Raw genomic sequence first — 12,716 nt, 5'->3', positions numbered from 1 at the left:
TGGCGGCTGACCCGATGCAAAAATGTCAGGGGTGCGCGGGATCGATTGCAAGTTGCCCCAGCCGCTTGCGCAGCGTGTTGCGATTAATTCCCAACCGCCGCGCTGCCTCCAGCTGGTTTCCGCGCACTTCACGGAGTGTGCGACGGAGCAACGCGTCCTCGACAATCGCCTGGAGCCGCGCATGAATTTCGCCGTCGTTCGCGGCTTCGCCCAATTGCTCGCGCGCCCAATCGTCGATCGCCCTCGCAATCGAGTCAGCCGGGGCCGCGACGTCGGGTTCCCCGCCGTTTTCCAGCAGCACCGCTTCGACGTCGCGTGGTCCGACGACGGTATCGCGCGACAAGACGGCAAGCCGCTGGACAACATTGCCGAGTTCGCGAACATTGCCCGGCCAGTCATAACGCTCGAGAATCTGCATCGCCTCGGGTGCGAATTGGCGGTCGGGGAGGCCCGAATGGCGCCCTTCGTCGACAAAATGGCGAACCAGCGCGGCAATGTCGCTCCGCCGGTCGCGTAGCGGCGGCAGGGTGACGGGAATGACGTTGAGGCGATAGAAGAGGTCTTCGCGGAACCGGCCCTCGGCGACGAGAGCGCGCATGTCGCGGTGGGTCGCGGCGACGACACGGACGTCTGCCTTCAGCGACTGGCTACCGCCGACGGTCGAATATTCATTGCTTTGCAAGACACGGAGCAGGCGTGTCTGCGCCTCGATGGGCATGTCGCCGATCTCGTCGAGAAACAAGGTGCCGCCTGCCGCCTGTTCGAACCGCCCGGCATTGCGGCTATGGGCGCCGGTGAAAGCGCCCTTTTCGTGCCCGAACAGCTCGGCCTCGATCAACTCGCGCGGGATTGCTGCCATGTTGATGGCGACGAAGGGGCCGGAACGGCGAAGGCCCGTCGCGTGGATTGCGCGCGCCACCACTTCCTTGCCGGTCCCCGATTCGCCAAGAATCAACACCGCGAGGTCGTTCGTCGCGAGCCGCGCGATGGTGCGATACACCGCCTGCATCGCGGGCGCGCGGCCGACGAGCCCGTGACTGTCGGCCTGTCCGGGGTCGCTGCGCGCCGCGGGCTGACTGCCGCGATCGAGCGCGGCGCGGACGCTCGCGGTCAATTCTTCGAGATCGAAAGGCTTGGGCAGATAGTCGTAGCTGCCGATCCCGGTCGCGCGGACCGCCGTGTCGAGCGTATTCTGCGCCGAGAGCACAATGACCGGCGTGGCCGGGTCGACTCCGGCGCCTGGGAGCGAGTCGATGCCGTCGCCATCGGGCAGGACGACGTCGGTAATGATCAGGTCGGGCCGGTTGTCGGCGAGCCAGGCGTTGCGTTCGCCGATGCTGCCGACCGATGCCAGCACCGCACATTCGCCAGCAAGCGTCTCGCGGATGATGAGGGCGATGGCGGGGTCGTCCTCGACCAGCAAAATCGTCTTGCCGTCCGTCATCGGCCCTGCCCCTTGCTTCCGATGTCCGCAGCGACGGGAAGGTGAACGCGAAAGCGCGTCCACTCGCCGTCGCGGACATGCTGCGCAGTGCCGCCCATGTCGCGCGCAAGCTTGGCGACGAGCGCGAGACCGAGCCCCCTGCCCTCGCGCTTCGTCGTCACAAAGGGATCGAACAGATCGCCGCGGATGTCGGCGGGCACGCCGGGGCCGTTGTCGCTGACGCTGACCTCGATCGGCAACGCGATGCGTCCGCGACCGTCGCCATTGTCTATCGACAAGCCGTGGCGATAGGCGGTCGCCAGACGGACGATGCCGTTGCTGCGCCCTCCTAGCGCCTCGCAAGCGTTGGTGACGAGGTTCAGCAGGATCTGCACCATGGCGTCATGGTTCCCGTGCACCGGGGGAAGCGAGGGATCAAAATCCTCGGTAAAGCGAACGCCGCTGATCCGGCGTGCGCGTATCGCCTCCATCGCCTGATGGATCGGCTGATAGAGGTTGATGGCCGAACAGGCGATCGGCTGCCCGCGCGAGAAATGCTCCATCTGATCGATCAAATTCGTGATCCGGTCGACCTCGGCGCAGATCAGGCTGGTGAAACGCTCGCCGCCAGCGTCGGTTTTGCGCGCTAGCAGTTGCGCGGCGCCCTTGATCCCGGCGAGCGGGTTCTTGATTTCGTGCGCGAGCATCGACGCTGCCGCACCGGCAGCGCGGCCCGACCGGCCAATGACGCCGCCCATCAGCTCCGCATCGCTCTGTGACGGGACAAGCGCGAGAATGCGGTGGCCGCTCTGGCCATAGGGCACCAACTGCATATCGACGAGGATGGCCTTGCGCCCACCAACGGCAATTTCTGCCCGGTGCGCGAAAAGTGCCGACGCCGACTGATCGATCATGCGGCGGCGATAGCTGCGATCCATACTGATGAGGTCATAGACAATGCGGCCGACCATCACGGAACGGCTGATATTGCAGAGCTGCTCGGCGGCGGCGTTGACGAACAGCACTACCCCGCCCTTGTCGATCAGCAGCGTCGCGACCGGATGCGACTGGATCAACTCGTCATGGTCGAACGTCGGAATACTCGACGTCAGCGCGCTCACGCAGCGGCCTTGCTCAGGAACGGGCCATAAAATTGCTCGAGCGCATCGAGCACGTCGCGGCTCGCCGGAATCTGATTGACCTTGTTGCGGAATTCGGCCGATCCGGGCAGCCCCTTCACATACCAACCAAGATGCTTGCGCGCCATGTTGACGCCGGTCACCTCGCCATAATGATCGATCATCGCGCGGTAATGCGATGTAATGACGTCATATTGCTCGTCGATACCGGGATCGGCGCGCGGGGCCTCGCCGCGCAGCGCCGCCATGATCTGCGCGAGCAGCCAGGGACGGCCATACGCGCCGCGGCCGATCATGACGCCATCGGCGCCGCTCTGCGCGAGCGCGGTGCGCGCGTCGTCGACCGAACAAATGTCACCGTTGACGATCACCGGAATCGATACGGCATCCTTGACGGTGCGGACAAAGCCCCAGTCGGCCGTCCCGCGATACATCTGATTGCGCGTCCGGCCATGCACCGTGACCAGCTTTGCGCCCAGATCCTCGGCGATATGCGCGAGTTCGGGGGCATTGAGGCTGTCGTGGCACCAGCCCATGCGCATTTTGACCGTTACGGGAACGCTGACCGCCTTCACGCATGATTCAATCAGCGCGGCCGCAAGCTTCAGGTCGCGCATCAGCGCCGAGCCTGCATCGCCATTGGTGACCTTGCGCACGGGACAGCCCATGTTGATGTCGATGATTGCCGCGCCGCGATCTTCGTTGAGCTTGGCCGCTTCGCCCATTTCGTAGGGCGTGCAGCCAACGAGCTGCATCGAAACCGGTTCCTCGATCGGGTCCCACGCCGCCTTCTGGACCGACTGGCGCGTCTCGCGAATTGCGGCCTGGCTCGCGATCATTTCAGTGACGTTGAGCCCCGACCCGAAGCGGCGCACCAGCCGGCGGAACGGCAGATCGGTCACGCCCGTCATGGGCGCGAGGATCACCGGATCCGCGATGCTGATATTGCCGATTTGAATGGGCCGCAGCGGCGCCATGGCGAAAACTTTCGTCGAACTGCCTAAAATTTGAGCACGCCCCTACACGTTAAGCCGCTTCCCCGCAAGCCGAGGCTGCGCTAACCGGCGCGCATCATGACCGAGTCCGCCCGTTCCGCCCCAGCGCACGCCGTCGCGATCCTCCTTGCGGGCGGGCGCGGCGTTCGGGCAGGATTCGACCGACCCAAGCAGGCAATGCCCCTAGGCGGCAAACCGGTCTTGCAGTGGAGCCTCGACGCTCTGGCGTCACATCCGCGCATAATGGGGGGGGTGCTGGTCGCCGACGACGCGGCCGCCGCAGATGCAACTCCCCTTCCCACCGGCTGGAGGCGAGCCGCGCCGGGAAACGAGCGCCAGCAGTCGGTCGCCAATGGCCTCGCCGAACTCGCCGATCGCGATGGCGACATGATCGTGCTCGTCCACGATGCGGCCCGGCCCGGGCTGACGCCAGCCGTCGTCGACCGGTTGATCGACGCACTTTCCGGCGCGGAGGCGGCGATTCCGGTGCTTCCGGTCCCCGACACGCTGGTTGAGTTATCGGAGGCCGAAGCGGGCGAGGTCGTCGATCGGGCGGCACTGGTGCGCGTCCAGACGCCGCAGGCGTTTCGCCTGAAGACGCTGCGCCTGGCGCATGCAGAGGCCCGGGGAATTACAGCCACCGACGATGCCCAACTTGCGCGGCGGACTGGCGTCAAGGTCGCAACGGTTGCCGGCGACGCCGCGCTCCACAAACTGACATATGCAGAGGATATGGCGATCCTCGAAGGATTGATGGGACTGCGAAAGATGATGCGCACCGCCGTCGGAATGGGGTATGATGTGCATCGGCTTGTCGCCGGTCGCCCGCTGTGGCTGGGCGGCATAGAAATTGCGCATAGTCATGGACTTGACGGGCATAGCGATGCCGATGTGGCGCTCCATGCGCTGACCGACGCGGTCCTCGGCGCGCTGGGCGACGGCGACATCGGCGATCACTTTCCACCGAGCGATCCGCAATGGCGTGGCGCCGCCTCCGATCGCTTCCTTGCTTTTGCAGGCGAGCGCGTCGTCGCGCGGGGCGGGCGTATTTCGCACCTCGACCTGACCATTATCGCCGAAGCGCCGCGCATTGGCCCCCACCGCGCGGCCATTCGTGCGCGTATCGCCGAAATCCTTGCGATTCCGGTCGAACATATTAGTGTGAAAGCGACAACGACCGAGCGGCTGGGATTTACCGGGCGCCAAGAGGGGATCGCCGCGCAGGCCGTCGCCACATTGCAACTTCCGGAGAATTAAATTGCCGTCCGATGCCGAAACGCGCCTTGCCGCGCGCGAAGAACTGGCCACGGCCATATTGGCTGCCAATCGCGCCGCAAAGCGCCGCGTCGCTGTCGCCGAAAGCTGCACGGGCGGGATGGTCAGCGCCGCGCTGACCGATATTGCCGGAAGTTCCGACGTTTTCTCGGCAGGCTTCGTCACCTATTCGGGCAAGGCCAAGCAGCAGCAACTCGACGTCAGCAGCGAAATCCTCGAAACCTTCGGCGAGGTGTCGCTCGCGACCGCCTGGGCGATGGCCGCAGGCGCCCTTACGAACAGCGACGCGGACGTTGCCGTCGCGATTACCGGAATTGCGGGGCCGAGCGGCGGAACCGAGCGGAAGCCCGTGGGTCTGGTCGTTTTCGCGCGCGCTCTCCGCGGGCAGGACCCCGACGATTATTTCACCCAGCGCATCCAGTTCGAATCGACCGACCGTGCTGCAATCCGTCAGGCGGCGACGATGTTTGCGCTCGAACTGCTTCAGCCCGAAAAGGACGCGCTGCGGCCGTCGGAGGACATCACCCTCCCCGCACCGTAAAGATTGTCGGCGCGCGCCTCGAACGCCGCAATCATCTTGCGCAGCGCCTTGTCGAACATCTGTCCGGCGAGCATTTCGAACATCCGGCTGCGGAACGAAAAGTCGACCATGAAGTCGACGCGGCACCCCCCACCGGCGGCGGGCTGGAAATGCCACTCATTCTCGAGGTGGCGCATCGGTCCGTCGATATAGCTGACCGTTACCATGTGCGGCCGGTCCTTGTGGACGCGGCAAGAAAAGCTCTCACGCAGCCCCTTGAAGCCGACAATCATGTCGGCGACGGCCTCATGTTCGCTGTCGCTCTTTATCCTGAGCGCAACAACCCACGGGAGAAACTCCGGATAGCGTGCAATATCCGTCACCAGCCCAAACATCTGTTCGGGCGTATAGGGCAATTCGCGCGTTTCGTGATGCCTCGGCAAGTGCCGGTCAGCCCTGCGCGGTGCGCGCGAGCTGGGCCTCGCGCGCCGCGCGCATCCGTTCGAAATCGTCGCCGGCGTGATAGCTAGAGCGCGTCAGCGGCGACGACGCCACCTGCAGAAAGCCTTTTGCGCGCGCGATCTGGGCATAGGCGTCGAACGCCTGCGGGGTCACGAAGTCGACGACCTTCGCATGTTTCGGCGTCGGCTGCAGATACTGGCCCATCGTCATGAAGTCGATGTCAGCGCTGCGCATGTCGTCCATCACCTGATGAACCTCCATCCGTTCCTCGCCCAGGCCGAGCATGATTCCCGATTTGGTGAAAATCGACGGATCGCGGCGCTTGACGCTTTCGAGCAGGCGCAGCGACGCATAATAGCGCGCGCCGGGACGGATCGTCGGATAGAGCCGCGGGACGGTTTCGAGATTGTGGTTATAAACGTCGGGTCGCGCATCGACGATCGCCGCAATCGCGCTTTCGGGCTTGTTGCGGAAATCGGGGGTCAGGATTTCGATCGTCGTTTTCGGCGTTTCGCGGCGCAGCGCCTCTATGACTTTGACAAACTGGCTCGCGCCGCCGTCCGGAAGGTCGTCGCGGTCGACCGAGGTTATAACGATATGCGTCAGCCCCATCTTCGCCGCCGCAATCGCGGTATGCTCGGGTTCGAACGGATCGACCGCCCGCGGCATGCCGGTCTTGACGTTGCAAAAGGCGCAAGCGCGCGTGCAGGTGTCGCCGAGGATCATCACCGTCGCGTGCTTTTTGGTCCAGCATTCGCCGATGTTGGGGCAGGCTGCTTCCTCGCAGACGGTGTGCAGGTTGAGTTCGCGCATCAGCTTGCGCGTTTCGGCATAGCCGGGACTTGTCGGGGCCTTGACGCGAATCCAGTCGGGTTTGCGCGGGCGCGGGGTTGCTGCGGGCTGCACGGGAGCGTTCATGCCGCGCACATAGCGATGCTGCGCCCTCTTCTCAACCTCACTAGCTATGCTAAAGGCGCGCCATGACTCACTTTACCGACATGCTCGATGGCTATCAGCGGTTTCGCGCGGGTGGTTGGCAGGAACAACGCGACCGGTGGAGCGAGCTCGCCGAAGGTCAATCGCCCAAGGTGATGATAATCGCCTGTTCCGACAGCCGCGTCGAACCTTCGCAGATTTTCGACACCAACCCCGGCGAGATCTTTGTCGTGCGCAACGTCGCAGCGCTTGTACCACCGTTCGAGACGACACCCGGGCGGCACGGCGTGTCGGCGGCGCTCGAATTTGCAGTGCAATTCCTGAAGGTCGAAGAAATTGTCGTCATGGGCCACGGCCTGTGCGGCGGTTGCAACGCGGCCCTCCATCAGTCGATGCGCGGCGCGGAGCCGGGCCAGGGCGGGTTTATCGCAGACTGGATCGCCCTCCTCGATGAAGCGAGCGCCGAGGTGCGCGCGCACCACAGCGACCTCGATAGCCGCGAAGCAGGTCGCGCGATGGAGATGGCCGCCGTCGGGGTGAGTATCGCCAATCTGCGCACCTTCCCCTGCGTCCGAGAAAAAGAGCGACAGGGCACGCTCAAACTTCATGGTGCATTCTTCGCCATCGGCGACGGCGTGCTGCATGTGATGGACCCGGCAAGTGGTGAGTTCGCGCCGGCAGCTTGACCCCTCAAAGGCCCGCGCCGCGGGCGCAACTGCGGAGACAATGATGGCCGACGGCAATGTCGCCTTGCTTATCGATGCCGACAACGCGCGTCCGACGGGGCTCGACCCGGTGCTCACCGCGCTCGCTGAGCTTGGCACCGTCAATATCCGCCGCGCCTATGGCAATTGGCGGAAAACGTCGCTCAAGGGCTGGGTTGACCAGCTCCATCATTTCGGGATCGAGCCGCAGCAACAGTTCGACCTCACGAAGGGCAAGAATGCCACAGACATGAAGCTGACCATCGACGCGATGGACCTGCTCTATCGCGGGCGTCTCGATGGGTTGGGAATCATGTCGAGCGACAGCGATTTCATGCCGCTCGCGATGCGCGTTCGGCAGGACGGCATTCCTGTTTATGGCTTTGGTAGCGCCAAGACGCCCGAGGGGTTCCAGGGCGCCTGCACACGCTTCATCGATGTCGATGCACTGATCGATGCCGAACGTCCGGCAGGCGAGTCAGGCAAGAAGGCATCGGTGAAAAAGGAAATCGATCCCGACGTGATCGGCCTGTTGAGCAATGCCTGGAAAGCCGCAAAGCGCGACGAAGGTGGCTTTGCGCTGCTTGGTGAAGTCGGCCAGATCGCAGGCAACCGTTCAAGCTTTGACGTCAGAAACTATGGCTATTCGCGCCTCTCGGACATGATCGCCGACATCCCAAACTTCGTTACCGAGCGCATTGACGGAGGGCCGATGCGGATCAAGCGCGTGCGCTAGGCCGCTCGCCCCTTTACGGGATGGCGTAGGTCACATTGGCCTGCCCGACCGGCTTGCCCGGATCGTCGCTCCAAATCCGTACATCCATCACGGCGAGCCGCTTGCCGAGGCGCAGCATCGTCGCGTCGGCCGTGATCGGTCCCGGACGGCACGGACGCAGAAACTGGTAATTGAGCGCGCTCGTTACCGCCATCGCGACCGGACCGATATGCGCGAGGACCAGGGCATAGGCCGCCATGTCCACAAAGCCCATCTGCGTCGGCCCCGAGATCAATCCACCCGGTCGCAGCGCCTTGTCGTTCGGCTCCATCCGTGCCTGCACATGGCCGGGCGCAGCGGAGACGACATAGCCACGCGAGCCGCGTTCGGCATGGGGGAAGGCGTCGGTCAAAAAGGCGTTGAGCGCGTCGGCATCCATGCGGATCGCGCTCGACGAAATTGGTGCCGGCATCGGAGCCGCCTCCCCCGCCATATCGGTTAGCGCGACAATTTCTTGTAAGTCGTCGCGTGCGGACGCGTCGCGCCTTCGCCGAGGCGGCGGATCTTGTCCTCCTCATAGGCTTCGAAATTGCCCTCGAACCATTCGACGTGGCTGTCGCCCTCGAACGCCAGAATGTGCGTCGCGAGGCGGTCGAGGAAGAAGCGGTCGTGGCTGATGACCACGGCGCAGCCCGCAAAATTTTCCAGCGCCTCTTCGAGCGCCGCGAGCGTTTCGGTGTCGAGGTCGTTGGTCGGTTCGTCGAGCAGCAGCACGTTGCCGCCGGCCTTCAGCATCTTGGCCATGTGGACGCGGTTGCGTTCACCACCCGACAGCTGGCCGACCTTTTTCTGCTGGTCGGTGCCCTTGAAATTGAAGGCGCCGACATAGGCGCGCGTCTGCATCTCGTGCTTGCCGATGTTCATCATGTCGTGGCCGCCCGAAATCTCTTCCCATACATTCTTGTTGGGATCGAGCGCGTCGCGGCTCTGGTCGACATAGCCGAGGCGCACCGTATCGCCGATGCTGATGCTGCCGCTGTCGGGGGTCTCCTGCCCGGTAATCAGGCGGAACAGCGTCGACTTGCCCGCGCCGTTCGGGCCGATGACGCCGACGATGCCGCCCGGCGGCAACGTGAAGGACAGGTCTTCGAACAACAGCTTGTCGCCATAGGCCTTGGAAATATTGTCGACCTCGATCACCTTGCCACCAAGGCGTTCGGGAACCTGGATAACGATCTGTGCCTTGCCCGGCGCGCGGTTTTCCTGCGCCTCGACAAGCTGGTCGAACGATTTGATGCGCGCCTTCGACTTGGCCTGCCGTGCCTTGGGCGACTGCCGTATCCATTCGAGTTCGTCGCGGATCGCCTTCTGGCGGCCCTGATCCTCGCGCGCTTCCTGTTCGAGGCGCTTGCCCTTCTTTTCAAGGTAGGTCGAATAATTGCCCTCATAGACAAAATAGCGGCCGCGATCGAGTTCGAGGATCCAGTTCACGACATTGTCGAGGAAATAGCGATCGTGGGTGACGAGGATGACGTTGCCCGGATAATCGACCAGATGCTTTTCGAGCCACGCGACGCTTTCGGCGTCCAAGTGGTTGGTCGGTTCGTCGAGCAGCAGGATCGACGGTTTCTCGAGCAGCAGGCGGGTGAGCGCGATGCGGCGCTTCTCGCCGCCCGACAGATTCTCAACGCTCCAGTCGCCCGGCGGGCAGCGCAGCGCCTCCATTGCGATCTCGAGCTGGTTGTCGAGCGTCCAGCCGTCGACCGCGTCGATCTTCTCTTGCAGCTCGCCCATTTCGGTCATCAGCGCATCGAAATCGGCGTCTTCGGGCGGATCGGCCATCAGCGCGCTGATCTCGTTAAAACGGTCCATCATGTCGGCGACGGGGCGCACGCCGTCCATGACATTTTCCTTGACCGTCTTGGTCGGGTCGAGCTGCGGCTCCTGCGCCAGATAGCCGACGGTGATCCCATCGCCAGGCCAGGCCTCGCCGGTGAAATCCTTGTCAATGCCGCCCATGATCTTCATCAGCGTCGACTTGCCGGTGCCGTTCGGGCCGACGATGCCGATCTTGGCGTCGGGATAGAATTGCAGGCTGAGGTTGTTGAGCGTCGGCTTTTGCGCACCGGGATAGGTCTTGGTCAGACCCTTCATCACAAAACTATATTGGGCGGCCATTGAATGCTCCGGATATTGGCTGGGACCGCAGCGCAGCGGTCCGGGAGAGAAATGTTTCGCGCGCCGGTTAGCGAATGGACCGTCGAATGGCAATCGACGCTTGCGATTGGGCGCGGCAGTCACTTAGGTGACGGCTATGAAATCTGCACACCTCCTCCCCCGCATCGCGGGCTTCGCCGCCCTTTGTCTTGCCACCGCCGCCGCTGCATCGATCCCGCCGCCGCCCAGTGCGGTCGACAGGGCGCAGAACGACGACATCGCGTGGAAAATCACCGAAGATCTGACGACCGAAATCGGCCCGCGCATGGCAGGCACCGAGGCCGAGGCTGCCGCACGAAAATGGGCGGTCGAGCGGTTGAAGGCGATGGGGTTCCAGAATGTTCGCGACGAACCCTTCGCCATGCCGACTTGGGTTCGCGGTGAGGAAGAGGCTTCGCTGATTGGCCCTTTCCATACCCAACCGCTCGCGGTCACGGCGCTCGGCAACAGCGGCTCGACGGGCGCCAAGGGTCTTGTGGGCGATGTGGCCTATTTCGCGAGCTACGACGATTTCCTCGCCGCACCCGACCATTATATCAAGGGCAAGATCGTCTTCATCGACCACCAGATGGCACCAGCGCAAGACGGTAGCGGCTATGGCCAATATGGCCGCGCGCGCTTCACCGGCCCCAATGCGGCGGCAAAGCGCGGCGCCATCGCCGTGATCATCCGGTCGATCGGCACTGACAGCCACCGCAATCCGCACACGGGCAACACCAATTTCGAAGCCGGCGTGGCGCCAATTCCTGCCGCGGCCATATCGAACCCCGACGCCGACCAGCTCGTCCGGCAGTGGCGGCGCGCGCAGAGTATCCGCACCAAGGAGACGCCGCTCGGTTATACGCCCGCGCCGCTTCGCATGAAATTGCTGCTCACCCCGCGCAATCTGGGCCAGCAGCAGTCAGGCAATGTCATTGCCGACGTTCCGGGCAGCGATCCGGCAGCAAGTCCCGTCGTCGTCGCCTGTCATCTCGACAGCTGGGATCTCGGCACGGGAGCGATCGACGATGCCGCCGGCTGCGGCATCGTCACGGCCGCCGCGAAACATGTCATGACGGCAGGTCAGCCGCGCCGTACTATCCGGATCCTCTGGGCCGGCGCCGAAGAGGTCGGCGTTCACGGCGGCCGCGCCTATTTCGCCGCACACGGAAATCAGAAGCACGCCGTTGCGCTCGAATCCGACTTTGGCGCCGACCGCGTCTGGCGCGTCGATTTCAAACTGCCCGAAAGCGCGAAGTCGCTCGCCGATCGGATTGCGCTTGCCGTCGCTCCCTATGGTGTAACGCGGGGGAGCAGCCCCGCTAGTGGCGGAGCCGACATCGGCGCGCTGGTGCAGGCCGGCGTTCCGGCGATCGATCTACGCCAGGACGGCACACGTTATTTCGACCTGCACCACACGCCCGACGACACGCTCGACAAGGTCGACCCGATCCAGTTGCGGCAAAATGTGTTGGTGTGGACGGCAACTTTGGCGATTCTTGCCAACAGCAGCGATAACGAGTTGCCATGATTGTTTCCGCGAAGTGACAGATTTCCGCGGCTGCCGCACAACTCAATTATTTTTGTTGACGATTCATGCGGAACAGCTAAATCCCGCCGCTCGCGCTTAGGGAAACTTTCCCGAACGCGAAAAGGCATTTTAGGGAGCCCACACATCATGAAGAAATTCGCTGCTATCGCCGTTGCTGCCAGCATGTTCGCCCTCGCCGCTTGCGGTGAAAAGGCTGCTGAAGAAGCCACCACCGAAGCCCCGGCCGCTGACGCCATGGCTGAAGAAGGTGCGGAAGCGACCGCCGAAGCTGCTGACGCCGCCGCTGCTGGCGCCGAAGCTGCTGCTGACGCTGCTGCAGAAGCTCCGGCTGCCGACGCTGCCGCTGCTGAAGCCGCTCCGGCCGAAGAAGCCAAGTAAGTCACAGCCCTTCGGGGCAATGACCGAACGCAAAGAGGCGGTCTTCCTTCGGGAAGGCCGCCTTTTTTGTCGACAAATGATCGTGCCAGATAGGCTGCCGTCGCGAGTTTCCGGGAGTGACTGCAACGACGTTGATTTAGGAAATGGTCGGGGAGACAGGATTCGAACCTGCGACCCTCTGCTCCCAAAGCAGATGCGCTACCAGGCTGCGCTACTCCCCGACTGCGCGGGCCTTAGACGGGGCTGCGGCGCAAGTCTATCCCGCGAATCCCATGCCCAGTTCATTTTGCATGGCCCCAAACGCACGACAGAAAGTTGGTGGGCCCGGCAGGACTCGAACCCGCAACCTAGCCGTTATGAGCGGCCAGCTCTAACCATTGAGCTACAGGCCCCCGAGGGGATGCGTCGGCGATAGCGGAGC

13 protein-coding genes and 2 tRNA genes are annotated in these 12,716 nt (G+C 63.6%); 6 read left to right on the top strand and 9 right to left on the bottom strand.

The genetic code is table 11. The features are described from left to right. Positions 1 to 25: 25 nt before the first annotated feature. Genes ntrC through dusB form a run of 3 tightly spaced genes read right to left on the bottom strand, consistent with a single transcriptional unit; the run spans position 26 to position 3,539 of the window. Positions 26 to 1,444, bottom strand: coding sequence for a nitrogen regulation protein NR(I) (gene ntrC / locus JI743_RS01625; RefSeq protein WP_201925281.1), 1,419 nt, complete (start codon positions 1,442 to 1,444; stop codon positions 26 to 28). Further along, on the bottom strand, positions 1,441 to 2,544 hold the full coding sequence (locus JI743_RS01620; RefSeq protein WP_201925279.1) for a two-component system sensor histidine kinase NtrB: 1,104 nt from the start codon (positions 2,542 to 2,544) through the stop codon (positions 1,441 to 1,443). The genes ntrC and JI743_RS01620 overlap by 4 nt, the downstream gene beginning before the upstream one ends. After that, positions 2,541 to 3,539 (bottom strand): tRNA dihydrouridine synthase DusB, encoded by a 999-nt coding sequence (gene dusB / locus JI743_RS01615; RefSeq protein WP_201925276.1) that lies wholly within the window; start codon positions 3,537 to 3,539, stop codon positions 2,541 to 2,543. The genes JI743_RS01620 and dusB overlap by 4 nt, the downstream gene beginning before the upstream one ends. 96 nt (positions 3,540 to 3,635) lie before the next feature. On the opposite strand from dusB, the gene JI743_RS01610 reads away from it, so the two are divergent. Both JI743_RS01610 and JI743_RS01605 read left to right on the top strand, forming a co-directional pair. After that, a complete protein-coding gene (locus tag JI743_RS01610; RefSeq protein WP_201925274.1) occupies positions 3,636 to 4,814 on the top strand; it encodes a bifunctional 2-C-methyl-D-erythritol 4-phosphate cytidylyltransferase/2-C-methyl-D-erythritol 2,4-cyclodiphosphate synthase in 1,179 nt (392 codons plus the stop codon). Between the two features lies 1 nt (position 4,815). After that, entirely contained in the window at positions 4,816 to 5,373 is a 558-nt protein-coding gene (locus JI743_RS01605) for a CinA family protein (protein WP_201925272.1), read from the top strand. On the opposite strand, the gene JI743_RS01600 is transcribed toward JI743_RS01605, so the two are convergent. Beyond that, on the bottom strand, positions 5,316 to 5,795 hold the full coding sequence (locus JI743_RS01600) for a type II toxin-antitoxin system RatA family toxin (protein WP_201925271.1): 480 nt from the start codon (positions 5,793 to 5,795) through the stop codon (positions 5,316 to 5,318). The genes JI743_RS01605 and JI743_RS01600 overlap by 58 nt on opposite strands. 7 nt (positions 5,796 to 5,802) lie before the next feature. Further along, positions 5,803 to 6,732 (bottom strand): lipoyl synthase, encoded by a 930-nt coding sequence (gene lipA / locus JI743_RS01595; RefSeq protein WP_201925268.1) that lies wholly within the window; start codon positions 6,730 to 6,732, stop codon positions 5,803 to 5,805. Positions 6,733 to 6,794: 62 nt separating this feature from the next. On the opposite strand from lipA, the gene JI743_RS01590 reads away from it, so the two are divergent. Both JI743_RS01590 and JI743_RS01585 read left to right on the top strand, forming a co-directional pair. Then, positions 6,795 to 7,436, top strand: coding sequence for a carbonic anhydrase (locus JI743_RS01590; protein ID WP_201925266.1), 642 nt, complete (start codon positions 6,795 to 6,797; stop codon positions 7,434 to 7,436). Between the two features lie 43 nt (positions 7,437 to 7,479). Next, a complete protein-coding gene (locus JI743_RS01585; protein ID WP_201925264.1) occupies positions 7,480 to 8,190 on the top strand; it encodes an NYN domain-containing protein in 711 nt (236 codons plus the stop codon). A 13-nt stretch (positions 8,191 to 8,203) separates the two neighbouring features. On the opposite strand, the gene JI743_RS01580 is transcribed toward JI743_RS01585, so the two are convergent. Together JI743_RS01580 and ettA are read right to left on the bottom strand one after the other, a co-directional pair. Further along, positions 8,204 to 8,641, bottom strand: coding sequence for a PaaI family thioesterase (locus JI743_RS01580; protein ID WP_227339667.1), 438 nt, complete (start codon positions 8,639 to 8,641; stop codon positions 8,204 to 8,206). Positions 8,642 to 8,667: 26 nt separating this feature from the next. Then, positions 8,668 to 10,347 carry an energy-dependent translational throttle protein EttA gene (ettA, locus tag JI743_RS01575; protein ID WP_201925260.1) on the bottom strand — a complete coding sequence of 560 codons (1,680 nt, stop codon included), beginning with the start codon at positions 10,345 to 10,347 and terminating at the stop codon, positions 8,668 to 8,670. 136 nt (positions 10,348 to 10,483) lie between these two features. Between ettA and JI743_RS01570 the strand changes: the two genes are divergently transcribed. Then, positions 10,484 to 11,896 (top strand): M28 family peptidase, encoded by a 1,413-nt coding sequence (locus JI743_RS01570; RefSeq protein ID WP_201925258.1) that lies wholly within the window; start codon positions 10,484 to 10,486, stop codon positions 11,894 to 11,896. A 147-nt stretch (positions 11,897 to 12,043) separates the two neighbouring features. Next, positions 12,044 to 12,295, top strand: a complete 252-nt coding sequence (locus tag JI743_RS01565; protein ID WP_201925256.1) for a hypothetical protein — start codon at positions 12,044 to 12,046, stop codon at positions 12,293 to 12,295. Between the two features lie 144 nt (positions 12,296 to 12,439). Here the strand turns inward: JI743_RS01565 and JI743_RS01560 are convergent. Both JI743_RS01560 and JI743_RS01555 read right to left on the bottom strand, forming a co-directional pair. Beyond that, positions 12,440 to 12,516, bottom strand: a tRNA-Pro gene (locus JI743_RS01560). 95 nt (positions 12,517 to 12,611) lie between these two features. Continuing rightward, a tRNA-Ile gene (locus tag JI743_RS01555) sits at positions 12,612 to 12,687 on the bottom strand. Positions 12,688 to 12,716 lie beyond the last annotated feature (29 nt).

Source organism: Sphingopyxis jiangsuensis, from assembly GCF_016734905.1.
GTDB classification, from domain to species: Bacteria; Pseudomonadota; Alphaproteobacteria; order Sphingomonadales; family Sphingomonadaceae; genus Sphingopyxis; species Sphingopyxis jiangsuensis.
This window is presented reverse-complemented; position numbering and strand designations above follow the sequence as displayed.